This window comes from Sinomonas sp. RB5, from assembly GCF_054063535.1.
This window is the reverse complement of the sequence record NZ_JBSSGJ010000002.1, coordinates 202,661-224,740: the sequence shown is the minus strand read 5'-3', so window position 1 is coordinate 224,740 and position 22,080 is coordinate 202,661. Positions and strand designations below refer to the sequence as shown.

20 protein-coding genes are annotated in these 22,080 nt (G+C 72.7%); 13 read left to right on the top strand and 7 right to left on the bottom strand.

Features of this window, described 5'->3' with window-relative positions; genetic code table 11:
- The first annotated feature begins 198 nt into the window (after window positions 1–198).
- Window positions 199–909, top strand: a complete 711-nt coding sequence (locus ACVWWH_RS03715) for a hypothetical protein (protein ID WP_457315661.1) — start codon at window positions 199–201, stop codon at window positions 907–909.
- A 255-nt stretch (window positions 910–1,164) separates the two neighbouring features.
- On the opposite strand, the gene ACVWWH_RS03710 is transcribed toward ACVWWH_RS03715, so the two are convergent.
- Window positions 1,165–2,400: an MFS transporter gene (locus ACVWWH_RS03710; protein ID WP_457315660.1), complete on the bottom strand. Its 1,236-nt coding sequence runs from the start codon at window positions 2,398–2,400 to the stop codon at window positions 1,165–1,167.
- A 38-nt stretch (window positions 2,401–2,438) separates the two neighbouring features.
- Window positions 2,439–2,990, bottom strand: coding sequence for a flavodoxin domain-containing protein (locus ACVWWH_RS03705; RefSeq protein WP_457315659.1), 552 nt, complete (start codon window positions 2,988–2,990; stop codon window positions 2,439–2,441).
- A 239-nt stretch (window positions 2,991–3,229) separates the two neighbouring features.
- On the opposite strand from ACVWWH_RS03705, the gene ACVWWH_RS03700 reads away from it, so the two are divergent.
- On the top strand, window positions 3,230–4,768 hold the full coding sequence (locus ACVWWH_RS03700; protein ID WP_457315658.1) for a hypothetical protein: 1,539 nt from the start codon (window positions 3,230–3,232) through the stop codon (window positions 4,766–4,768).
- A 76-nt stretch (window positions 4,769–4,844) separates the two neighbouring features.
- Here the strand turns inward: ACVWWH_RS03700 and ACVWWH_RS03695 are convergent, their stop codons facing one another.
- The 3 genes from ACVWWH_RS03695 to ACVWWH_RS03685 form a co-directional block, all read right to left on the bottom strand.
- Window positions 4,845–5,636 carry an IclR family transcriptional regulator gene (locus ACVWWH_RS03695; protein WP_457315657.1) on the bottom strand — a complete coding sequence of 264 codons (792 nt, stop codon included), beginning with the start codon at window positions 5,634–5,636 and terminating at the stop codon, window positions 4,845–4,847.
- 86 nt (window positions 5,637–5,722) lie between these two features.
- The gene (locus ACVWWH_RS03690) at window positions 5,723–6,433 is read right to left on the bottom strand and encodes an HD domain-containing protein (protein ID WP_457315656.1); all 711 of its coding nucleotides are present in this window, start codon (window positions 6,431–6,433) and stop codon (window positions 5,723–5,725) included.
- A 185-nt stretch (window positions 6,434–6,618) separates the two neighbouring features.
- Window positions 6,619–7,239 (bottom strand): HutD/Ves family protein, encoded by a 621-nt coding sequence (locus tag ACVWWH_RS03685; protein ID WP_457315655.1) that lies wholly within the window; start codon window positions 7,237–7,239, stop codon window positions 6,619–6,621.
- An 89-nt stretch (window positions 7,240–7,328) separates the two neighbouring features.
- Here ACVWWH_RS03685 and ACVWWH_RS03680 point away from each other — a divergent pair, with 89 nt between their 5' ends.
- From ACVWWH_RS03680 to ACVWWH_RS03655, 6 genes are all read left to right on the top strand, one after another.
- Complete coding sequence (locus tag ACVWWH_RS03680) at window positions 7,329–8,408, top strand: tellurite resistance/C4-dicarboxylate transporter family protein (RefSeq protein WP_457315654.1); 1,080 nt, start codon at window positions 7,329–7,331, stop codon at window positions 8,406–8,408.
- A gap of 143 nt (window positions 8,409–8,551) precedes the next feature.
- Window positions 8,552–9,301, top strand: a complete 750-nt coding sequence (locus ACVWWH_RS03675) for an IclR family transcriptional regulator (RefSeq protein ID WP_457315653.1) — start codon at window positions 8,552–8,554, stop codon at window positions 9,299–9,301.
- A 167-nt stretch (window positions 9,302–9,468) separates the two neighbouring features.
- The gene (locus ACVWWH_RS03670) at window positions 9,469–10,659 is read left to right on the top strand and encodes a 4-hydroxybenzoate 3-monooxygenase (protein WP_066501048.1); all 1,191 of its coding nucleotides are present in this window, start codon (window positions 9,469–9,471) and stop codon (window positions 10,657–10,659) included.
- Between the two features lie 139 nt (window positions 10,660–10,798).
- Window positions 10,799–11,278 carry a carboxymuconolactone decarboxylase family protein gene (locus ACVWWH_RS03665; RefSeq protein ID WP_066501045.1) on the top strand — a complete coding sequence of 160 codons (480 nt, stop codon included), beginning with the start codon at window positions 10,799–10,801 and terminating at the stop codon, window positions 11,276–11,278.
- 98 nt (window positions 11,279–11,376) lie between these two features.
- Complete coding sequence (locus ACVWWH_RS03660) at window positions 11,377–12,099, top strand: PadR family transcriptional regulator (protein WP_457315652.1); 723 nt, start codon at window positions 11,377–11,379, stop codon at window positions 12,097–12,099.
- A 74-nt stretch (window positions 12,100–12,173) separates the two neighbouring features.
- A complete protein-coding gene (locus ACVWWH_RS03655) occupies window positions 12,174–14,087 on the top strand; it encodes an ABC transporter ATP-binding protein (protein WP_457315651.1) in 1,914 nt (637 codons plus the stop codon).
- A gap of 13 nt (window positions 14,088–14,100) precedes the next feature.
- On the opposite strand, the gene ACVWWH_RS03650 is transcribed toward ACVWWH_RS03655, so the two are convergent.
- Window positions 14,101–16,323, bottom strand: a complete 2,223-nt coding sequence (locus tag ACVWWH_RS03650; RefSeq protein WP_457315650.1) for an ATP-binding protein — start codon at window positions 16,321–16,323, stop codon at window positions 14,101–14,103.
- 171 nt (window positions 16,324–16,494) lie between these two features.
- Here ACVWWH_RS03650 and ACVWWH_RS03645 point away from each other — a divergent pair, with 171 nt between their 5' ends.
- The 4 genes from ACVWWH_RS03645 (at window position 16,495) to ACVWWH_RS03630 (ending at window position 20,687) form a co-directional block, all read left to right on the top strand.
- Window positions 16,495–16,926: an ester cyclase gene (locus ACVWWH_RS03645; protein ID WP_066501037.1), complete on the top strand. Its 432-nt coding sequence runs from the start codon at window positions 16,495–16,497 to the stop codon at window positions 16,924–16,926.
- Between the two features lie 38 nt (window positions 16,927–16,964).
- The gene (locus ACVWWH_RS03640; protein WP_457315649.1) at window positions 16,965–18,149 is read left to right on the top strand and encodes a M20 metallopeptidase family protein; all 1,185 of its coding nucleotides are present in this window, start codon (window positions 16,965–16,967) and stop codon (window positions 18,147–18,149) included.
- Between the two features lie 125 nt (window positions 18,150–18,274).
- Window positions 18,275–19,516 (top strand): 23S rRNA (adenine(2503)-C(2))-methyltransferase RlmN, encoded by a 1,242-nt coding sequence (gene rlmN, locus ACVWWH_RS03635; protein ID WP_066501030.1) that lies wholly within the window; start codon window positions 18,275–18,277, stop codon window positions 19,514–19,516.
- Between the two features lie 121 nt (window positions 19,517–19,637).
- The gene (locus ACVWWH_RS03630; RefSeq protein ID WP_066502856.1) at window positions 19,638–20,687 is read left to right on the top strand and encodes an FUSC family protein; all 1,050 of its coding nucleotides are present in this window, start codon (window positions 19,638–19,640) and stop codon (window positions 20,685–20,687) included.
- Here ACVWWH_RS03630 and ACVWWH_RS03625 read toward each other — a convergent pair.
- The gene (locus ACVWWH_RS03625) at window positions 20,677–21,180 is read right to left on the bottom strand and encodes a GNAT family N-acetyltransferase (protein ID WP_457315648.1); all 504 of its coding nucleotides are present in this window, start codon (window positions 21,178–21,180) and stop codon (window positions 20,677–20,679) included. The two genes, ACVWWH_RS03630 and ACVWWH_RS03625, sit on opposite strands and share 11 nt — an antisense overlap.
- A 154-nt stretch (window positions 21,181–21,334) precedes the next feature.
- Here ACVWWH_RS03625 and ACVWWH_RS03620 point away from each other — a divergent pair, with 154 nt between their 5' ends.
- Window positions 21,335–22,000, top strand: a complete 666-nt coding sequence (locus ACVWWH_RS03620) for a GTP cyclohydrolase II (protein ID WP_457315647.1) — start codon at window positions 21,335–21,337, stop codon at window positions 21,998–22,000.
- Window positions 22,001–22,080: the final 80 nt, after the last annotated feature.

Below are 22,080 nucleotides of genomic sequence, written 5' to 3'. Positions count from 1 at the left end.
CGAACCCTTGTCTGGGAGGAGGGGGAAGTGCGGTCAACGCCTGGGTCACGATCTCGTGCGCTCGTCCTAGCCCTCGCTCGTCGGGCTGGTCTCGCCGCCGGCTTCGGCCTCGGATGGCTTCTCCTCTCGGGCGCCGCAGCCTCCGCAGCCTCGGCATCGAGCGGTTCGTTGCCCGCGCCGCCCGCGCCCGTTCCAGCCGTGACAGCGCTGGCCGGGCAGCCCGCGGTCCAGACCGCCCAGCTGGCCGTGGCCTCCACGGTGCGGACCACGACGTCGTCCCTCGCCTCGGCTGTCGAGGCGGCACCGTCCTCGGCGGCGCCCCTGCTCGCGGGCCCGCTCAGGCCGCTCATGCCGGTCGCGGACAGCGCCGCCTCACAGGTCGCGCTCGTGGTGCGGTCCCTCGGCGACGGCGTGGCGTCCGCCGTGGCCGACCCCGCGTCGATCCTGGGCCGGCTACCAGCGCCGACGGGCACCACGTCCCCGCGCGGGGCTCCGGCGTCGGCCGGGACGCGCACCTCCGGCGCTGTCGCCGAAGCTCCCGCTCCCGCAGCGGCCCCGGTGCACCCAGCCACCCCGCTTCCCGCAGCCGTCCGGACCGGCCGCATCTCGGGCAGCGCAGCGCCCTGGGACCCTCTGCACGCCGTGGGGTCGGCCCAGTTGGGCGCCCGCGCAGGGTCCGCCAGCACTGATTCCACGGCTCCGGGCGGCCGGCAGACCCTGCCTCTGGCCCCCGCGCCGGCGTCAGGGGCGCCCGGGACCGCGCGCCGTCTGGGCGCCCCCTCGCCGCTTCCGCTGGCCCTCGCCGGGTCTGTGCTCATCCCGGCTCTGCTGGTCCTCGGGCGCGACAGGGCCCCACGTTCCCCCGCGCCTGCCTCCCGCACGTTCGATCCCGGCTCAACTCCCGGCTGACAGGGGACGAGTCTGCCCTCTTCACGGGCGACAGATATCGTCCCCGCGCCTTCGCGCGCCCATGTCAACCCAGGAGATGCACCATGAACATCCACGGCCGCCGAGCGATCCTCGGCACCCCCGCCTCGATCAAGCCCGCCAGCGGCATCGGCAACTGGCCCGATCCCATGTAGAGGGCCCGCAGCGCGCCTCGGGCCGCGGGAGCCTTCGTGGCCTCCGCGGTCCGGGGCCGCTGCTCGGCACCGCCCCCGCTGCTCACGGAGCGGGAGGAGCAGCGCCCGGCCGGGTGGCCGCGCCCAGCCGACGGCCCGCCACGACGAGGCCGACGGCGAGCACCAGCCCCGCGGCCCCGCTCACCAGCAGCGGCACGCGGCCGGCGTCGCCCCACGCGAGGCCTGCCCAGATCCCGGCGACGAGGACGCCGCCGCCCGTGAGCCCCTGGAACAGGCCCTGCGCCCGGCCCTGCACCTGCGCCGGGGCGAGGCTCGAGACCCATGCCTTGCCCACACCATCGGTCGCCGCCGCGAACCCGCCGTACACGATCAGCACCGGGAACACCCATCCCGGATCGGTGATGAGCCCGAGCCCCAGGTAGCCCGCCGCGAAGCACGCCAGCCCCGCGGCGAACACCAGATGGCGGGGGACCCGGTCGGAGAGCGCCCCCGCCGGGTACGACAGCCCCGCGTACGCGACGTTGTAGAGGATGTACGCGCCGATCACGCCCTCGGTCGTCAGGCCCAGATCGTGCGCCCGCAGCAGCAGGAGCGCGTCAGGGAAGTTCACGAGCGAGAACACCGCAAGCCCCCCGATGAGCAGCCGCAGCCGCGCCGGGAGGCGGGCCGGGGCACCCGGGTGCGCGGCCGGCGTCGTGCGTCGCGGCGCTGTCTGGCGCACGACGGCGGCGGGGGCCCTGCGCTGTTCCCGCACCGCGGCGACGAGCAGCACCGAGAGGACGGCGGGGACCACGGCGACCCACAGCAGCGGCGGGATCTGCCGGTGGAAGAGCTCGTAGAGGACGAGGCCGAGGGAAGGGCCGACCACTGCGCCGAGGGTGTCCGCCATGCGGTGGAAGCCGAAGATCCTCCCGCGGCTGCCCTCGCCCACCCCGTCCATCAGCAGCGCGTCGCGGGGCGCGCCCCGGACCCCCTTGCCGAGCCGGTCCACGCAGCGCGCCAGCAGGACCACGGGCCACGAGCCGGCGAGGGCGATGATCAGCTTCCCCACCGCCGCGAGCCCGTAGCCGAGGCCGATGAGGCGCCGCTTCGAGGAGCGGTCCGCGAGGCGGCCGGCCGCGATCTTGGTCAGCGACGCCGCTCCCTCCGCCGCGCCCTCGACCGCGCCCACCACGGCGGCCGGGGCGCCGAGGACGGTGGTGAGGAAGATCGGCAGGATCGGGTAGAGCAGCTCGCTCGCGGCGTCCTGCAGGAAGCTCACGCCGGAGAGCGTGGCGACGTTGCGGGTCAGCCAGCGCGGGCGCCTCACGGGGGTCACGGTCCGAGGCTTGCACGCGGGGGAGAGGGTGCCAAGGATCAGGCCCGGTGCGTCCCGCTCGCGTTGACGTCCGCGGCGAAGTCCTCAGCGAACCGGCGGACGGCGTCCCACTCCGTGTACACATAGTCGCGGCTCACGTCCGTTCCGAGCCCCGGCTTCTGCCCCTCGTCCTGCCTCTTCATGAGGTGCCGACGGGCGAACCCGTAGTGCGCGTGAACGAGCGCGCCGCCGAACAGGGCGACCCGGTCCGGCCGCCAGCCGGTCTCCCGCTCGAACTGCTCCACGAGGCCCTTGGCCTCGTCCGGGTCGGCCTCGACCTCCAGGCTCGCCGAGAAGAACGCCGAGGGCATGCGGTTGAGCGCGTCCACGTAGGTCCGGATGAACTCCACCATGTGCTTCTCGTGCCGGCCCAGATGGATGGAGGCGCCCACGACCGCGCCGTCGTACGCGGCCGGGTCGGCCTCCCGGTCCGCGTTCACGTCCAGGAACGTGACGTCGATATCGTGGGAGCGGAGGACCTCCGAGACCACGTCGCTGATCTTCGCGATGTGTCCGCCGGCCGCTCCATAGGCGAGGATAACGCGCTTCACGGTCGCCCCCTCCAGGAGTCCTCAGGGCTGTAGAGCGATTCTGTTCTGAGTCGGCCGGAGGCGACACGGCACAAAGACCCGAATCGGCGGGGACGGCCGGAGGCACTGAACTATCACTGACTTCACTGATGCCGTAAGCTGCCTTGGCGGTCTGTGTGGGGGGTGGCCGCCCCGTCCCGCAGCCGCGTGGCCCCGGTCCGGGGCAGGGGTGCCCACCGCGGGGGAAGAGAGAGGGACCGATGACTCAGATCGACGCAGTGCTGTCCATCACGGGCGAGGCCCAGATCACCGGCTCCGACGGCAGAACGTGGCGCGCCGCCTATCCCGATCTCGAGACGGCCCGCGAATCGGTCCACGCGACCGCCGTGGCCACCGCCGCCGAGATCGACGCGCCCGTGCATCTGAAGATCTCCGAACCGGCCGGCGAGCAGCGCCTGCTCGTCCACGGCAACGGCGAGTTCGCCGTGGACGCCCCGCAGGGTTCCGCCGGCCCGACCGGGTTCGAGGCGACCGGGTTCGACGCCTCCGGGTTCCCGCCGGCGCCCGCCCACGCCCCCGGTCACGCCTCGGTCCAGGTCGATCCCGCGTCCGTCGCGCCCGCCTTCCCCTCGCACGCGCCCGCCCGGCCGGCGGCCTTTGAGGCTGCGTCCTTCGAGCCGGCTGCCTTCGAGCCTGCCGCGTCTGAGCCGGCGTCGTTCGAGCCGGCCTCCTTCGAGCCGGCGGCGCCGCGGTCCGCGCCCGCTCCTGCACCCGAGCCCGCGCCGACCCGCGACGGGGCCCGCGACGACGCCCGGGCCGAGTCGCCCCTGCGCGAGCGCCGCCGCCGTCCCACGGCCGCCGACTTCGCCGCCTCCCGGCCGGCCGTGCCGCAGAGCCCGGCGCGCGAGGGCTGGCAGGGCGCGATGAATACGCTTTCCGGCGGCGCCCTGCGGCTCGCGCCGGGGGACCGCGAGATGACCCGCCGCGAGTGGCGCGCCTCGGTGCAGCGGGGCCTGGCCGGCCACAAGTGCGTGGTGTTCGTGAACCTCAAGGGCGGTGCCTCGAAGACCACGAGCTGCTACCTCACGGCCGCAACCCTCGGCCGCGTCCGCGGCGGCAATGTGCTGGCCTGGGACAACAACGAGAACAAGGGCACGCTCGGGGACCGCGCCATGCAGGCCAGCCACGACCACACGGCCGCGGACCTCCTCGCGAACATCGACCGGTTCGCCCAGCCCTCCAACGCCCACGAGCTCGTCAACTACGTCCGCGCCCAGGGCGAGAACAAGTTCCACGTCCTCGCCTCCCAGAACCAGGCCGGGGACAAGGAAGTGATCGACGGGAGCGCGTTCGTGCAGCTCCACACGGTGCTGCGGCAGTTCTACCACCTCGCGCTCGTGGACACCGGCAACGCCTCCACCGCCGGGACCTGGCAGGCCGCGGTGGAGATCGCAGACGAGATCGTGCTCGTGGCGATGAACAAGGAGGACTCCTCCAAGACCCTCGCCGCAACCGTGGACACCCTCGTGGACATGGGCTTCGCGGACAAGCTCAGCCGCGGCATCCTCCTGGTCACCCAGCCCGCCATCCCTTCCAAGAACCGCAAGGCCCGGGCCGTTGCGAACGAGGAGCGGCTGGCCCGCATCCGCGAGCACTTCGGCCACTACGTGCGCAAGATCGTGGTCGCCCCGCATGACGAGGCCCTGGACGACGGCGCCGACATCATCTTCGAGAACCTCGCCCCGGAGACGCAGGAGGCCTACCTCGAGGCGACCGCCGCCATCGTCGACGGACTCTGACGCGCCGCCGGAGCCTGCAGCCGCGCGCCGGCTCTCCGGCGGCCGACGACGGCGGGCGGCGGCCCGCCGTCGTCCGTCACCTCTCGATCTTGGCGCTCGCGCGGAGCGTCTCGAGGGGGATGTGCGCCGTGGCCCGCTCGATCTGGGCCGCGATGCCGCGCAGCGTGGGCAGGTGGCGCAGCATTCCGGGTGCCTGCGAGGACAGGACCACGATCCCCAGGCCCGCGCCGATCCGGCCCGTGTGGAACACCGGGACCGCGAGGGAGGCGGAGCCCAGGCGCACCTCCTCGGCCGTGGTGGCGTAGCCCTGCTCGCGGATCTGCACGAGTTCCTCGGCGAGCCGCGCCGGATTGACGTGCGTGAACGCCGTGGGCTGTTCGAGCTGCCGGTTGAAGTAGGCGTCGCGGACCCAGTCCTCCTCGAACGCGAGGATCACCTTGCCCACCGCCGTGGCATGCATCGGGAGGCGGCCGCCCACCCGGGAGGCACGCGGCACCCGCTTGGTGCCGTAGATCCGGTCGATGTAGAGGACCTCGTAGCCCTCCCGGATGGCCAGGTGGGACGTCTCGCCGGTGAGGGAGAACAGGTCCTGCAGGTAGGGGCGGGCGGTGTCGCGCAGGGCGCGGCCGGCATTCTGTCCCAGCTCCCAGAGGCGGATCCCGAGCTGGATGCGTCCCTGCTGGTCGCGGGCCAGGGCGCCCGAGTCGACGAGCTCGCCCACCAGCCGGTGGGTGGTGCTCAGGGGGAGGTGCGCGGCCTCGGCCAGTTCGGACAGGCTCAGCGACCGGCGCCCGGACTCGAACGCGAAGAGGATCGCGAGCGCCTTGGACGTCACGGTGCGGCCGGGCTCGCTGCTGCCGCCAGCCATCCGCGCCTCCTCGCCCGCCTGCCCGCCTAGCTCTCCGCTCGCCCCTCGGGGCGGCCCTGCCCCGCCGGGATCCAGCGCCGGCGCGGCTACGGCAACTCTAGCGCTGCCCGCTCGGGCCAGAGGTTGGCCGATTCGACCGCCGCGAGGCCGCGGGCGAGCGACCGCGCGGCGTCGGTGAACAGGTGCCCGGTTACCCGCGAGGCACACAGGCGCAGCGCCTGCCCGCGGTCCAGTCCGAACCAGTCCATCACCGTGTCCAGGCCGTGCGGGGTGAGCCGCCAGGTCTTGTCCGCATCCTTGACGATCGCGTCCTCGATCGAGAGGGCCTCGCGGCGCGAGTCATGCCCATCGATGATCTCCGCGATCCGGGCCGCCCGCTCGTCCGGGACGCCCGCTGCGGCGAGGATCCCCTCGGCGAGCCGGGCGCCCTCCTTCTCGTGCAGCAGCACGAGGTCTGGCCGGCCGCCGCCGGGGGCGATGGCCTCGAGCACCTCGCCCGGGGGCACCGCGGACCAGCCGATGTCGTGCAGCATGATCGCCGGCAGCACCACGCCGGCATCGGCCTCGGGGTAGGCCGCGAGCAGCGACCGGGCGATCGCCACCGCGTAGAGCGTGTGCGCGTCGTTGCTGCGCACCCCCAGGTGGACCACCGCGCGCGGCCAGATCTGTGCCAGTTCGAGGCCGAGCCGGTCCCCGAGCCCGGTGGCCAGCCCGAACACGCCGTCCGCTTCGGCGGGGATGGACGCGCTCACATCGCGCCCCACATGGTTGGCGGCGGCGGTACGTTTGGGACCCATGGGACCAGTGCACCGCGGTGGGCGTGGGCCGCGCCACGGGGGGCTTCCGCTGGGTGGAAGGGGTGCTGTGGCGCGTGGTTCCAGGACGCTGTGAGGGGCAGGCGCCGGGCATATCGACACAACTCGGCGGCTCCTGCGGCAGATCGCGGCGGATCTGGCCACGAGTTGTGTCGAAATGCCCGGGGCTATGCACCCCGCTCCTCGGCCTCCACAACGGAGACCACGGCCAGGAAGCCGCGGCCGCTCACCGTCGGAGCAGGTTCGCCGCCGACCAGGGTGTCGTAGCGCGCGAGGGGAGTGGCGCCGTCGTCCGCGGCTGCCCCGCCGGCGTCCCCGTGGAGCGCGGCCACGGCATCGCCCTGCAGGAGGACGCCGAGCTGGCCGGGGGCGAGCGGCAGGGCGCGCTTCTTCGACAGCTCGAGGATGGTCACGTAGCCCGAGCAGGCGCCGCGGCGGGTGATGAGGTTGAGGTCGCGGATGGGGCCCGTGGGGAGGGCTGCGTTGGCGGGGGCAGCGCCGTCGAACCTCAGCGGGCGGTAGCGCTCGAGACCGTGCTCGCGCCCGTCCACCGTGAGCACGAGCAGCTCGCCCTCGATCACCGTGAGGACCCGGTCCATCCCCTCGAAGGCCGAGAACTGGCCGGCGCGCTCCACGTCCGCGATGCTGAGCCGCCAGTCCCAGTCCTCGGGGGAGTCCTGGCGGTCGCCTGCTGGGACGCCGCCGCGGGCGATCTCGACCGTGGTGCCGCCGCCGTTGCGCCAGCAGGTGGGCGCGAGATCGGCGAAGCGGATGATGTGCGGGGGCATGGGCGTCCTTCCGTCGGTGCTCCTAGGCTACGGGGGCGCCCGTGCCGGGCCGCGGGTGTGGGGCCCGGCCGCGGCCTAAGCTGGGTGCCATGAGTGCCGCCCCGAGCTTCCCGAAGGCCCTCGGCCCGCGCGTGGGCGAGGCGGTGCGCACCCTCACTCCCGGGTACTTCGCGCTCACGATGGCCTCCGGGATCATCTCCGTCGGGCTCGAGCTCGAGGAGATCCACTGGCTCTCGGCCCTGCTGCTCGCGGTCTGCGGCGCCTCCTACGCGGTGATCCTGGTCCTGAGCTTGACACGGCTGGCGAGGTTCCGTGCCGACATGTCGCGGGACTTCATGGACCCCGGGCGGGCGTTCGGGTTCTTCACCTTCATTGCCGGGACGAACGTGCTCGGTGTCCGGCTCGGCATGACCGGCTGGCTGGGCGCGACGGCTGCGCTCCTCGCCGTGGCCGCGGCCGCGTGGGCGGTGCTCGGCTATGTGGTGCCGTGGACAGCGGTGCTGGGCCGGGAGGAACGCCCGGTGGTCCGGCACGCGAACGGGTCCTGGTTCATCTGGTGCGTGGCGAGCCAGTCGGTGGCGGTGGCCTCGGCGTCGGTCGAGCAGGCGGCCGGGGATGACTGGCGGCCCGCGCTCGCCCTCATCGCCGTGGTGGCCTGGTCGGTAGGGCTCATCCTGTATGCCGCTGTGGGCATCTTCGTGTCGCTCCGGCTCATGACGTACCCGATCCGGCCGGAGGACCTGCGGCCGAACTACTTCGTGGCGATGGGTGCCATGGCGATCAGCGTCCTGGCCGGGGCGCGGATCGCCGAGATGGCGGGTGCGCCGATGGTCGACGCCACGCGCGGTCTCGTGGCGGGGGCGTCCGTGGTGTTCTGGGCCTTCGCCTCCTGGCTCTTCCCGGTGCTCCTCGCCGCCGGATGGTGGCGGCACCTCGTGCACCGCGTCCCCCTCGCGTACGAGCCGGGCCTATGGAGCGTGATCTTCCCGCTCGGCATGTATGCCGTGGCCGGCATCTACCTTGGCCGGGCGGACCGGCTGCCCATCGTCGAGTTCATCGGCCGGGCAGAGCTGTGGGTCGCCGTGGCCGCGTTCACGGCGGCGTTCGTCGGGATGCTCTGGCACCTGTGGTCCACCCTCGCCCGGCCTCGGACGCCCCGCCCCGTCTGAGTGTCACCTCCTTTGGGTCAGCTTCTGAGTGTCACCTCATGTGACTCCCAGAAGGTGCTCTCCAGAAGCTGCCCTTCAGGAGCTGACCTTCAGAATCCGTGGGACCATTGAACGGAATCGGTCAGGAGTGAGAGAGCGGAGCCATGGCCAACTCGGCATCGGGGGACTCGGTGGTGGACCGCGTGGTGCGCATCCTCGAGGCGTTCCCCGAGGGCGTCAGCTCCCTTCCTCTTGGCGAGCTGGCAGCCCGCGCGGGCCTGCCGCTCACGAGCGCGCACCGCCTCGTCAACCAGCTGGCCGGCCACCGCCTCCTCGAGCAGGCGCCCGGCGGCAAGGTCCAGCTCGGGCTGCGGCTCTGGGAGCTCGTGAACCGCAACTCGCCCACGCTTGTGCTGCGCCAGGCCGCGCTGCCGTTCATGGACGACATCCACCAGGTCCTCAACCAGAATGTGAACCTCGCGGTGCTCCAGGGGGACGACGTCCTGTTCGTCGAGCGGCTCTCGCGCCGCGGCTCCGTGGCGAACCGGGCCAAGGTGGCCGGGCGCATGCCCGTGCACGTCTCCTCGGCAGGTGTGGCGCTCATGTCCGCCCAGCCGCCGCACGTCCAGGCCGCCTACCTCGCGCGCTTCCGCGATCCGGCCGGCAAGGCGACCACCGAGCACGTGCGCCAGCTCCTCGCCGCCGCCGCGACGCACGGGTACGCCGAGCTCGCCGGCGTGGTCGATCCCGACACGTGGGGCATTGCCGTCCCCATCTACGACCGCCAGCGGCGCGCGGTGGCGGCGATCGGCGTCGTCGTGCCCCTCGCCGAGGTGCGGATGCAGCAGCTGGTGCCGCCCCTCAAGACGGCGGCGCGGGGGATCGGGCGGCAGCTCGGCGTGCCGGGGGAGTAGGGCCGCCGGGCGCACGACGCCGAGACGTCGACTCTCGTTTTCGGCTCGTCGTTCCGATCAACGGAATCAGAGTTCGCGGCGCGAGCGAGCGGCGTCACACTCAAGGGAGACGCACGCCGCAGCGGATCCCGCCGGCCCAGTGCTCCACGACCCCGAAAGGAACGATCATGGGCGATCGCACCGTCATCACCACCCAGGTGGCCATCATGGGCGCAGGGCCCGCCGGCCTCATGCTCTCCCACCTCCTGCACCAGGCCGGGATCGAGAGCACGGTTGTGGAGATCCGCAGCCGCGAGGAGATCTCCGCCACCATCCGCGCGGGCATCCTTGAGGCCGGGTCCGTGGACCTGCTCGTCAACTCCGGCGTGGACAACGTGCTCCGCAACGGCCACGAGCACGAGGGCACCGAGTTCCGCGTGAACGGCGTGGGCCACCGCATCGACTTCAAGGGCCTCGTGGGCCAGTCCGTGTGGCTGTACCCGCAGAACGACGTGTTCGACGACCTTGCTGCCCGTCGCGAGGCCGACGGCGGCGACGTGCGCTACTCGTGCTCCAACACGGACGTCTACGACCTCCTCGGCACCCCCAAGGTCTACTTCACGGACGCGGACGGCGCCGACTTCGAGCTGCGCGCCCAGATCCTCGTGGGCGCCGACGGCTCGCGCTCCTACTGCCGCCACCAGATCCCCGAAGCCAGCCGCAAGACCTACTTCAACGCGTACCCGTTCGCGTGGTTCGGCATCCTCACCGAGGCCCCGCGCAGCTCCCCCGAGCTCATCTACGCCAACTCGGCCCACGGCTTCGCGCTCATCTCCCAGCGCACCGACACCGTCCAGCGCATGTACTTCCAGTGCGACCCCACGACGAACCCCGCCGACTGGACCGACGAGCAGGTCTGGGAGCAGCTGCGACTGCGGGTCAACGGCAACGGGTTCGAGCTCAAGGAGGGTCCGATCACCGACAAGGTCGTGCTGCCGTTCCGCTCCTTCGTGCAGGCCCCCATGCGGCACGGGAACCTGTTCCTCGCCGGCGACGCCGCCCACACCGTCCCGCCCACCGGCGCCAAGGGCCTCAACCTCGCGCTGCACGACGTCAAGCTCCTCTTCGAGTCCCTCGACTCGTACTTCAAGTCCGGCTCGACCGCGCTCATCGACACCTATTCGGACCGCGCGCTCGACCGCGTCTGGAAGGCCCAGTACTTCTCGTACTGGATGACCACGCTCCTGCACACCGTCCCGAGCGAGGAGAACCACGACTTCTTCCGGGCGCGCCAGCTCGGCGAGCTCCGCTCGCTGCTCGAGTCCGAGCACGGCCGGGCCTACATCGCCGAGTGCTACACGGGGTGGCAGGGCAAGTAGCCGGGCGCCGCCCACCCGCGGGAGGTGGCTCCCAGGAGCTGACTTTCAGGAGGTGACCCCCAGAATCTGGGGGTCACCTCCTGCGCGTTGCGGCCGGGCGCTGCAGCCCCGGCGCGGGGCCGCGGGCGAAGATGGGTTCATGACCAACCCTGCCCCGGACCTCACCGACGAGCCCTCCTTCTACCTCGACAAGTCAGATCCCACGTCGTGGAAGGCCCTCAACGCCCTCACTCTCGCCGTGCGGAAGGCGACGGACGACGCCGGCCTGCCGCGCGCCGTCGTCGAACTCGCCTCGGTGCGGATCTCGCAGATCAACGGCTGCGCCTACTGCCTCGACCTCCACGGCCGGCTCGCGGTCGAGGCGGGCGTGCCCGAGCGGAAGCTGCACGTGCTGCCCGCGTGGCGCGAGGCCGGGCTGTTCACGGTGCTCGAGCGGGCCGCGCTCGACGTCGCCGAGGCCGTCACGCTTCTGCCCGACGACGAGGAGCGGCTGAACACCCTCGCCAAGGCGCGGGCCGAGCTCGGCGATGCCCGCTTCTCGGCGCTGGCCTGGGCCGCGGTGACGATGAACGCGTTCAACCGGGTCTCGATCGTGAGCCGGCACAAGGTCCAGCCCTAGCCCTTCCTCCCCGGCGATCGGCCGTTCGTGGTCCCACCTCTTGTTCTCCGACCTTCAACGATATATCGTTGAGTATCGATCACGAGAGGAGAACCACCATGCGTTCCCATCACCATCACGACGCGCTGCACCACCACGACGGCCCTCGCGGTCCGCGCCGGGGCTTCGGCCCGGGCGGATTCGGACCAGGAGGCTTCGGCCCCGGAGGCCCCGGGGACTTCACGCCCGGCGGCCCGGGCCCGGGCGGCATCGGCTTCGGCCACGGGTTCGGCGTCCACGGCTTCGGCCCGGGCCACCACGGACCCGGCGGCCACGGACCCGGCGGCCACGGACCCGGCGGCCACGGCTTCCCGCCGGGCTTCGGACCGCGCGGCGGCCGCAGGGCGAGCCGCGGCGACGTCCGGGCGATGATCCTCTCGCTCCTGTCCGAGCAGCCGCTCACGGGCTACGGGATCATCCAGGCCGCGGGAGCCAAGACCAACGGGATCTGGAAGCCCAGCCCCGGGTCCGTCTACCCCACGCTGCAGCAGCTCGTCGACGAGGAGCTCGTCGAGCAGGTGGGCGAGGGCAAGCGCACCGAGTACGCCCTGACCGAGGCCGGCCGCGCCTACGTCGCGGACCACGCCGAGGAGCTCACCAAGGCCTGGGAGGCCGCGCCCGGAAGAAGCGAGGCCACCGAGGCGTTCATGGAGAGCGTGGGCAAGTTCATGGGTGTGCTGCACCAGTTCCGCTCGGCCGCCACGGACGAGCAGCGCGCGCAGGCTGCCGCGAAGATCGACGAGGCCCGCAAGGCCCTCTACCTGATCCTTGCCGAGGACTAGCTAGGACGCCCCGATCCTCTCGGGGCGAACACGGATCGCTTGGGCTACGCGGGAACCGGGCGGAAAGTAGGAGCATGTCACAGATGCCACCACCCTGGCGGGGCGGCGGCCCCGTGGTCCGCGGCCGCGTCTCGGCCGCGGACGCGGCGCTCCAGCGCAAGCTCAACGCCGAGGCGCCGAAGATCCCGCACCTCTTCGGACGCATCGCGGAGCTGTTCCGCCCGCACCGCGTCGCGCTCGTGCTCACGGTGGTGCTCGTCCTTGCCTCCGCGGCGCTCTCCGTCGCGCCGCCGCTGCTGACCCAGCGGATCTTCGACCAGGGCCTGTTCCCCGCCGGCGGCCACCCGGTGCTCTCCGTTCTCGGGGAACTCGTGGCCCTCATGGTGGGCGCCTACGTGCTCTCGGCCCTGCTCGGGGTCTGGCAGACGTACCTCACCTCGACGGTCGGCAACGCCGTGATGGGCTCCCTGCGGGTGCGCCTCTTCACACACCTGCAGTCCATGGAGCTGAGCTTCTTCACCCGCACCAAGACGGGCGTGATCCAGTCCCGCCTGCAGAACGACGTGGGCGGGGTGGCCACCGTCCTCGCGAACACGGTCAGCGGCGTGGTCGGCAACGTCGTGACCGTGATCGCGGCCTTCGTGGCGATGGTCGCGCTCAACTGGCAGCTCACGCTCATCGCCGTGGTGCTCATGCCGTTCCTCGTGGTCGCGCAGCGCCGGGTCGGGCAGGTCCGCGCCCGGATCGCCACGAAGACGCAGGAGTCCCTCTCCGACATGACGGCGATAACCCAGGAGTCCCTGAGCGTCTCGGGGATCCTGCTGTCCAAGAGCTTCAACCGCCAGCCGGACGAGATCGGCCGGTACTCCGCCGAGAACAGCAACCTCGTGCGGCTGCAGATCCGCCAGGCCATGAGCGGGCAGTACTTCTTCGCGCTCGTGACGATCTTCATGTCCTCGATCCCTGCGATCGTCTACCTCGTGGCCGGGCTGCTGCTGACGGGGGGAGCGGGGCCGCTCGGCACCGAGGCGATCACCGCCGGAACCGTCGTGGCCTTCACCAACGTCCAGGCGCGCCTCCTCTTCCCGCTCATCGCGCTCATGCGCGTGGCCCTCGACCTGCAGACCTCCGGCGCCCTGTTCGCCCGCATCTTCGAGTACCTCGACCTCAGGCCCGCCATCGCCGACGCACCCCACGCCGCACCCCTGCCGGATGGGGCGCCCCGCCTCGGCGAGGTGGCGTTCAGGGACGTCACGTTCCGCTATCCCGACGCCCGCGGCGAGGACCGGGCCACTCTGGACGAGGTCTCGTTCACGATCGAGCCCGGCCAGTACGCCGCGTTCGTCGGCCCGAGCGGTGCGGGCAAGACCACCGTCTCCTACCTCATCCCGCGCTTCTACGAGGCGAGCTCCGGCGCCGTCCTGTTCGCGGGCCACGACGTGCGCGACCTGCAGCGGGAATCCCTGGTGAGCCATATCGGCGTCGTGAGCCAGGAGACGTACCTGTTCCACGCCTCGATCGCCGAGAACCTGCGCTACGCCAAGGCCGATGCGACGCTCGGGGAGCTCGAGGCAGCGTGCCGGGCGGCCAACATCCACGAGACGATCGCCTCGTTCCCCGACGGGTACGACACGGTGGTGGGGGAGCGCGGCTACCGGCTCTCCGGCGGCGAGAAGCAGCGGATCGCGATCGCGCGCGTGCTGCTGAAGGACCCCGAGGTCCTCATCCTCGACGAGGCCACGAGCGCCCTCGACACCATCTCCGAGCGCGTGGTCCAGCAGGCCCTCGACGCCGCCTCGCACGGCCGGACCACGATCGCGATCGCGCACCGGCTCTCCACCGTCGTGGGCGCCGACGTCATCTACGTGGTCGACCGCGGCCGCATCGTGGAGCACGGCACCCACGCGGAACTGCTCGCCGCGGACGGCGCCTACGCCCGGCTCTACCGTGAGCAGGCCTCGGCGCCGTCCCCGGCCCGGCAGCCCTGAGACCCGCGTCTCCTCACTGCAGCGCCCAGGACGGATCAGCGCCCTGAGCCTCCTCGGCCCAGCCCCGCCTGAACGCCTCGGTTCCGCGCAGCGGGCCCAGATGCCGGTCCGCGAGGATCGCGTCGAAGGGGTGCGGGACCACGCCGAGGGAGTGACGCACGACGGCGGCCCTCGCCTCGAGCGCGCCGGCGCGCCCCGCGTCGCCGGCGGCTGCAGCGGCGTGGGCGAGGACTTCGGCCGTCTCGGCGAAGCCCCACCGGTCATCAGCTGCCCTGACGATCGCGAGGCTCTCCTCGAGGTCTTCCCGCGCGGCGGCCGGGCTGCCGGCCAGGAGCCGGACTGCGGCGAGGTGGCGCAGGGCCCGGGCCCGGTAGGTGTCGTCGCCCAGCTCGGCGAACCGGTCCCGGGCTTCGGCGAACCGGTGCGAGGCCTCGTCCAGCCGGCCGATGTGCGTGAGGCCGGCGCCGTCATTGAGCGTGGAGACGGCGAGGATCCAGGGGGCCGCGAGCTCCCGGGCGGCGTCGAGTGCCTCGGTGAGCAGGCCGCTGGCGCGGTCGAGACGCCGGTCCGCGAGGGCGATCATGCCGTGCAGCGTGAGCGCGTTGCGGCGTTCGCCGATCGCTCCGCTTGCCTCGGCGAGGGCCGCGAGGGCGTCGGCGTGGATCCGGGCCTCGGCCACGTCGCCCTGGTGGTAGGCGAGCCAGCTGGCGCCCCACCGCGCTGTGGCGGCGAGGGACGGACTGGCGTCCCCGGGGCTCGCCAAGGCCGAGCGGAGCCAGGCGCGGCCTTCCGAGAAGCCGCCGTGCCACAGCCAGAACATCCAGAGCGAGGTCGCGAGGCGCAGCGCGTCGCCGCCCCGGCCCAGGCTCCGGAGCCTGTCGAACGCGAGCCTCAGGTTGCCGAGGTCGGCGGCAATCTCCCGGTGGACACGGTGCTGGTCCGCGTGCCGCATGGCGGAGGAGGCGGCTCCGGCGGCGTCGAGGAACCAGGCGCCGTGACGGTCCCGCACGGCGTCCTCGTGGCCGGATGCTGCGAGCGCGGCCGCAGCGAACTCGCGGACGACGTCGAGCATCCGGTACCGCCCGTGCTCGGCCGTCGGCTCGGGCGCGCCCACGAGGCTGTGGTCGACGAGGTCGCTCACGAGGGGCACCGGATCGGTGCCGAGCACCTGGCCGGCGGCCGCCAGTGTCCAGCCGTCGAAGACGGCGAGCTCGGCCATCGCCGTCTGGGCGCGTGCCCCGAGCAGGCCGTAGCTCCATTCGACCGTGGCCTCGATCGTGCGGTGCCGGGCGTCGTCGTCAACGAGGCCACCTGTGAGGACGGACAGCTGGCTGTCCAGACGGTCGCGCAGATCAGCGAGGCCGAGGTGCGCCACGCGCGCCGCGGCGAGCTCGATGGCGAGCGGGACGCGCTGCACCCGCGCGCAGATCTCATCCACGAGCGGCTCTGAGCCGGCGAGATCCAGGGCCGGCCGAGCGGCGGCCGCGCGCTCGGCGAACAGCTCGCGGGCGGGGGCCGGCCCGAGCGGCTCCACCGGGACGAGGCGCTCGGCGCCGAGCCGGAGCGGCGCTCGGCTCGTGGCGAGGACCGTGGCCGCGGGGCACCGCGCGAGCAGTTCGCCGATCAGCGGCACCGCGTCCGGCACCTGCTCGCACGTGTCGCACACGAGGAGCATCCTGCGCGCGCCGATCGCCGCACAGACCATGTCCACGACCGTCTTCCGCGAGGTGTTCGCCCCCACGGCCGTCGCGATCGCGAGCCCGGCGGACTTCGCGTCGTGGCAGCTGGCGAGCTGCACGAACGCTACGCCGTCGTCGAACGACGGCGCGCACTCGCTGGCCGCTGCAAGCGCCAGCCGCGTCTTGCCCACCCCTCCCGTCCCGATGAGGGTCACCAGCCTGGTCGAGGGCTCCGGCAGGAGGGAGACGATGCCGGCCAGAGCTTCGACCCGTCCGAGCAGCGGGGTTCGCGGCGCCGGGAGCGGGGCGAGCTCGCTGGCCGGCGCGGAGCGGCCTCGGGCCAGGGCTGCGAAGCCGTTGCGAGCGGTCCCGTCGAGGCCGAGGGCGGCGGCGATCCGGGTGGCGGTGCCGGGATACAGCCGGGTGCGCAGGCCGCGCTCCGCATCGCTCACGGCCCGGACGCTGATGCCCGCGCGCTCGGCGAGGCCCTCCTGCGTGAGCCCGGCGGCCAGACGCAACCGGCGGAGCTCGCGGGCGAGCTCGAGGTCCGCTCCCATGCGCCACCTTCTCCCTACGCCAAGGGTAGGGCCGTCCCGGGTATCGCGGGAGCCTGATCACCCGAACCCGGGGCGCCGACTCGGTGGGCTACTCGGTGGGTACCCGTCATGGCGACCGCGACCGGCGCGAGGGACCCTGAGGGCATCGCCCAACCCACCAAGGAGGATGCCATGTCCACCGAGACATCCCGCAGGCTCGTGGCCCGCTTCTACGACGAGGTGCTCAACGGCCGGCACCTCGAGGTCATCGACGAGATCGCCGCCCCCGACTACCTCGAGAACGATCCGCTTCCCGGCCAGGGAGACGGCCGGGAGGGGCTCCACGACCGCGTGTCGGCACTCGTCTCCGCGCTCGAGCCGCATTTCACGGTCGAGGACGTCATCGCCGAGGGCGATCGCATCGTCGTCCGCTGGCGCCATCGGGGGACCCACGTCGGAACGTTCCTCGGCGTCCCCGCCACCGGCAAGGCCTTCGACATCGCCGGCATCGACATCTACCGCGTCGCCGGGGACCGTCTCGCCGAGCACTGGCACGTCGTCGACCAGCTCGCCATGCTCGCGCAGCTCGGACTCCTGCCGGCCCCCGAGGGGGCGGCACCGTGAGCGCCGCACCCGTCAGATCGGCGAGCTCCACAGTGGCCATGCCGTCCGCTCCCGCGGCGGCCGCCCTGGCAGCGGAGGCGGACCGCCGGCTCGTGGAGCTCGAGCCGCAGCTCGTGCGTCTGCGGCGGGACTTCCACGCGCACCCCGAGCTCGGGTTCGAAGAGCACCGTACGGCCGCCGAGGTCGCTCGGCTCCTCGGCGACCTCGGGCTGTCGGTGAGGACCGGGGTCGGCCGCACCGGCGTCGTCGGGGACCTCGAGGGGGCTCCATCAGGCCCGCGCATCCTGGTCCGGGCAGAGCTGGACGCCCTCCCGGTCCGCGAGGCGCCGGGATCGGAGTTCGCCGCAGACGGGTCGGCCGCCCACCTCTGCGGCCACGATGCGCACCTGGCCGCGCTGCTCGGCGTCGCGACTGTCCTGGCTGCTCACCGGGACGCCCTCCCCGGCTCGGTGAGGTTTTGCTTCCAGCCCGCCGAGGAGCTCCTCGCCGGGGCCGCTGCCGTGCTCGCCGACGGCGTGCTCGACGGCGTTGACGCCGCCCTTACCGCGCACGTCCTGGCCGCGCTGCCGTACGGGACCGTGGCCATCAACCCCGGTCCCCTCCTGTCCGGTGCTGACTTCTTCCGCGCAACCGTCTCGGGGGGAGCCGGCCACGCAGGCACTCCCGGCCAGTACGCCGACGCCGTCCTCGCCTCGGCCCACATCACGGCCGTGCTCCAGGCCCTCGTGGCCCGCGAGACGCCTGCCGGGGAGCTGCTCGTGGTCGGGATCGGCTCGGTGCATGGCGGAGACGCCGCGAACGCGGCGCCGGAAGACGTGGCCCTCCTCGGGAACGTGCGCTGGGAAGACCCGGCGGCGGGGGCGCGCGCTGTGCGGCGGGTCGGTGAGATCTTCTCCGGGGTTGCCGGGGCCCTCGGCTGCCGGGCGCGCGTGGAATGGGCGGGGCATGCGCCGGTCCTGGCCAACAGCCCGCGGCTGGCCTCTGCAGTGCGGGCGGTGATCGAACAGGACGCTCTCGCGGAGATCGTCGAGATCCCGCCGCAGACCGCGAGCGACGACTTCGCGGAATTCTCCCAGAGGGTGCCTGGGCTCTTCCTCGGAGTCGGGTGCGGGGGCCCGGGACATGCCGCGCACCACCATCCCCGGTTCGACATCGATGAGCGCGCTGTCCTCGGGACAGCCCGCATCCTCTGCAGGGCGCTGCTCCGCCTGGTGGATCTGTGAACGGGCGGGCGAACCGCGCGGGTGGGGGACGCGCCGTCGTGCGTCTGCGAGCGGGCGGCGAGGGAGAGCGGAATCATAGTGGGGCGGCTGGAGGATGAACAAACGGACGTGGGATGATGGAAAGGATGACTTCCCCGACGCGACCCACGAACCCGGAAAGCCAGCCCGCCGCCAGGACTGCACCATTGCGCGCCCAGGAGCGCCCCCAGGTGCTGCCCACGGCCGAGGGCTGGGAGCAGCAGCGCACCGCCGAGGGCCGCCCGCTGCTCCAGTTCGCCTCCCCCCGCGTCAAGCAGCCCCCGCAGCACTTCGCGGACCTGAGCCTCGAGGACCGCCAGGCCAAGGTCAAGGAGCTGGGCCTGCCCGCGTTCCGCGCCAAGCAGCTCTCCACCCACTACTTCCAGCACTGGACCACGGATCCCGCGGCCATGAGCGACCTGCCCAAGGCCGGCCGCGAGGAGCTCGTCGGGGAGCTGTTCCCGCCGCTGCTGACCGAGGTCCGCCGCCTCAAGACGGACGACGGCAACACCATCAAGTTCCTCTGGCGCCTCTTCGACGGCGCCCTCGTCGAGTCCGTCCTCATGCGCTACCCGGGCCGCATCACCCTGTGCGTGTCGAGCCAGGCCGGTTGCGGCATGAACTGCCCGTTCTGCGCCACGGGCCAGGCCGGCCTGACCCGCAACATGTCCACCGCCGAGATCGTGGACCAGGTCGTGGCCGCCAACCGGCTCATCGCGGCCGGCGAGCTGGGCGTGAAGGAGCACGACGACGAGCGCGTCACCAACATCGTCTTCATGGGCATGGGCGAGCCGCTGGCCAACTACAAGCGCGTCATGGCTGCCGTGCACCGCTTCGTGGACCCGGTCCCGATGGGCCTGGGCATGAGCGCCCGCAACATCACCGTCTCGACGGTGGGGCTCGTCCCGGCGATCCGCAAGCTCGCCGACGAGGACCTGCCCGTCACCTTCGCCCTCTCCCTCCACGCGCCCGATGACGAGCTCCGCGACGAGCTCATCCCCGTCAACAACCGTTGGAAGGTCGACGAGGCCCTCGACGCCGCGCACGACTACTACGTCAAGACCGGCCGCCGCGTGAGCATCGAGTACGCGCTCATCAAGGACATGAACGACCACGCCTGGCGCGCGGCGCTCCTGGCCAAGAAGCTCAACCAGCGCGGCCGCGGCTGGGTCCACGTGAACCCCATCCCGCTCAATCCGACCCCCGGTTCGATCTGGACCTCCTCCGAGCGCCACGTGCAGGAGGAGTTCATCGAGACCCTCCGCGCCGCCGGCGTCCCCACGACCCTGCGCGACACGCGCGGCAAGGAGATCGACGGCGCGTGCGGCCAGCTTGCTGCCGCGGAGTAGGGGCCCGGTGAGCGAAGGGCGCAGCACCGGCTCGAGTTCCCCGGCGCACGACGCCGTCACGCACCCAGGTGGGCCGCTCGCCGTCGCCGGCTCCCGGCTGCGGGAGTTCGTGCACCAGCTGCTGTTCAGCATCGGGCCGGCGCGTCAGGACCACCAGGCGGCGCTCCGGGTCGCGGCAGGGCTGTTCATCCCGCTCATCGCCCTCGTGGTGCTGGGCCGGCTCGATCTGGCGATCTTCGCGAGCTTCGGCGCGTTCGCCGGGATCTACGGGCGCAACGAGCCGCACCGGGCGCGGATCGTGGCGCAGGTCCGCGCGGGCCTGCTCATGCTGGCCGTGATCCTCGCGGCCACGCTCACCGCCCGGCTGAGCCCCGGCGACCTCGTGAGCCCGTGGACCATCGTGGCCGGCACCACCATCGTGGCCTCGGCGTGCACCGTGGTGGTGGGCTACTGGAGGCTGCGGCCGGCCGGCTCGTTGTTCCACATCTTCGCCTACGCGGCGATCGCCTCGGTCCCGCATCAGCCCCCGCTCGGACCGGCCATGCTCACGGCCGCCGGGACGGTGGTGCTCTGCCTGCTCATCGGCCTCTCGTCGCGCGTCCACCCCGCGCACCGCACGCCGCTCACGTGGGGCGCGGTCCGCGCCGCGTGGCGGGTGCGGCTCGGTGCCGAGGAGCGCCGGGCCCTGTGGCTCGAGTCGCTCGGCTACCTGGTCGCGGCGGCGGTCGCTGGGGTGGTCGCCACGATCGTGGGGCAGCTGCTCGGGTTCGGGCACAACTACTGGGCGATGGTCGCCGCTGTCGTGCCGCTCGTGGGCCACACGACCCGGCACCGCGTGGCCCGGGGCCTGCAGCGTGTCCTCGGCACGGTGGTGGGCCTCACGGTGCTCGCCGCGATCGTTGCGCTCCGTCCCGAGGCGTGGGCGATGGTCCTGCTCATCGCCGCCTGCCAGTTCGGGGCCGAGATGCTCATCGCCCGGCAGTACTTCCTGGCCCAGGTGTGCGTCACCCCGCTCGCCCTCATGTCCACGCTCCTCGTGGTGCGCGTGGACCCGCTGGACCTGCTGCACGACCGCTTCATCGACACGGTGATCGGCGCGGCGGTCGGCGTGGCCGTGGTGCTGGCTCCCAGTGCCTGGCGGCGGTTGCGGAGCCGGCCCGTCACGCCGTAACCGCGTGCACCCGCACCGGGGTCATGACCGGCTTGGCGTAGCAGACCGAGTCCGCCAGGTCCGCGTACGGGCCGAAGTTCGCGATGCGGCGGTAGCCGGACGCCTCGTAGAACATCTTCCCGTCGGGCTGGGCGGACCCGGCCTCGGCGAGCATGAGCGTCACGCCCGCCGCATAGGCCTCGGCCTCGAGCGCCACGAGGATCGAGCTCGCGATCCCCGCCCCCCGTGCGTAGGGGAGCACATAGACCCGCTTGACCTCGGCCGTGGTGCGCTCGACCCACCGCAGGCCGCCGCAGCCCAGCGGCTGGCCCGTGGCCCGCTCGTAGGCGACGAGGAACACGGCAGTGTCCGCGGCCGACGGCGGGTCCCCCGCCTCGTGCTCGGTGTGGCCGTAGCGGGCGTCGAGCTCCGCCTGCTGGGCGGCGCGCAGGTCGCGTCCCACGGGGTTGGACCACGGGACCAGCCGGATCGTCAGCTTGGGGTGGGTCTGCATGCCGCCTCCTTCATGAAGGGAATGCCCTGACGCTACGGGGCGTGTGTTTCGGCTCCATGACGGTGCTGTGAGGAATGTCGAACGGCTGGGTAAAGTCCGGTACACGAGAAGCAGAGCGTGGCGGGCGCCGGGTGCCCGCCAAGATGGAGGGGCCATGTCAGCTGGAGCACAGGTGCGCACGCGGGTGCGAGTGCCGCTCAGGTTAGCCGGCGGGTTCGCCGTCACGGCGGACGTCTTCACGTTCCGCGGCCTCGTGGACGGCCGCGAGCACCTCCTGCTCGGCCTCGGCGACTGGGAGGACGCGCTGCAGCGGGCGGGCGAGGGCGGCGAGCCCCCGCTCGTGCGGCCGCACAGCGAATGCCTCACCGGGGATGTGCTCGGCTCCGAGCGGTGCGACTGCGGGCCCCAGCTGCGCGAGGCCGTGGAGCGGATCTCCACGGCCGGCGGGTTCCTGCTCTACCTCCGGCAGGAGGGTCGGGGGATCGGGCTGTACGAGAAGCTGGACGCCTACGCCCTCCAGGACCAGGGGCTCGACACCTACGCCGCCAACCGGGCCCTCGGCCGCGGCGAGGACGAGCGCGACTACGAGGCCGCCGCCCAGATGCTCCAGGCGCTGGGCTCCACGCGCATCCGGCTCCTGAGCAACAACCCGGACAAGGCCCTCCAGCTCGAGGCCCTCGGAATCCAGGTGGCCGAGCAGGTGCCCACCGCGGTGCACCTCTCCGCGAGCAACGTCCGCTACCTCAAGGCCAAGCGCGACCACACCTTCCACACCCTGGACCTCGCCGCGGCCGGCGACGTCGAGGTGGACTCCGCCTAGCCCCTGGCCAGGCCGGGCCCTGCCCTGGCCGCCGAAACCGACCGGCTTTCACCGGCCTCGGGCGCCGATGCGCGGCGTGT

Coding starts and splice junctions, on each gene's coding strand:
- ACVWWH_RS03700 (WP_457315658.1), top strand. CDS start 3,230: ATGACTCAGATCGACGCAGTGCTGTCCATCACGGGCGAGGCCCAGATC.
- ACVWWH_RS03695 (WP_457315657.1), bottom strand. CDS start 5,636: ATGGCTGGCGGCAGCAGCGAGCCCGGCCGCACCGTGACGTCCAAGGCG.
- ACVWWH_RS03690 (WP_457315656.1), bottom strand. CDS start 6,433: ATGGGTCCCAAACGTACCGCCGCCGCCAACCATGTGGGGCGCGATGTG.
- ACVWWH_RS03685 (WP_457315655.1), bottom strand. CDS start 7,239: ATGCCCCCGCACATCATCCGCTTCGCCGATCTCGCGCCCACCTGCTGG.
- ACVWWH_RS03680 (WP_457315654.1), top strand. CDS start 7,329: ATGAGTGCCGCCCCGAGCTTCCCGAAGGCCCTCGGCCCGCGCGTGGGC.
- ACVWWH_RS03675 (WP_457315653.1), top strand. CDS start 8,552: ATGGCCAACTCGGCATCGGGGGACTCGGTGGTGGACCGCGTGGTGCGC.
- ACVWWH_RS03670 (WP_066501048.1), top strand. CDS start 9,469: ATGGGCGATCGCACCGTCATCACCACCCAGGTGGCCATCATGGGCGCA.
- ACVWWH_RS03665 (WP_066501045.1), top strand. CDS start 10,799: ATGACCAACCCTGCCCCGGACCTCACCGACGAGCCCTCCTTCTACCTC.
- ACVWWH_RS03660 (WP_457315652.1), top strand. CDS start 11,377: ATGCGTTCCCATCACCATCACGACGCGCTGCACCACCACGACGGCCCT.
- ACVWWH_RS03655 (WP_457315651.1), top strand. CDS start 12,174: ATGTCACAGATGCCACCACCCTGGCGGGGCGGCGGCCCCGTGGTCCGC.
- ACVWWH_RS03650 (WP_457315650.1), bottom strand. CDS start 16,323: ATGGGAGCGGACCTCGAGCTCGCCCGCGAGCTCCGCCGGTTGCGTCTG.
- ACVWWH_RS03645 (WP_066501037.1), top strand. CDS start 16,495: ATGTCCACCGAGACATCCCGCAGGCTCGTGGCCCGCTTCTACGACGAG.
- ACVWWH_RS03640 (WP_457315649.1), top strand. CDS start 16,965: ATGCCGTCCGCTCCCGCGGCGGCCGCCCTGGCAGCGGAGGCGGACCGC.
- rlmN (WP_066501030.1), top strand. CDS start 18,275: ATGACTTCCCCGACGCGACCCACGAACCCGGAAAGCCAGCCCGCCGCC.
- ACVWWH_RS03625 (WP_457315648.1), bottom strand. CDS start 21,180: ATGCAGACCCACCCCAAGCTGACGATCCGGCTGGTCCCGTGGTCCAAC.
- ACVWWH_RS03620 (WP_457315647.1), top strand. CDS start 21,335: ATGTCAGCTGGAGCACAGGTGCGCACGCGGGTGCGAGTGCCGCTCAGG.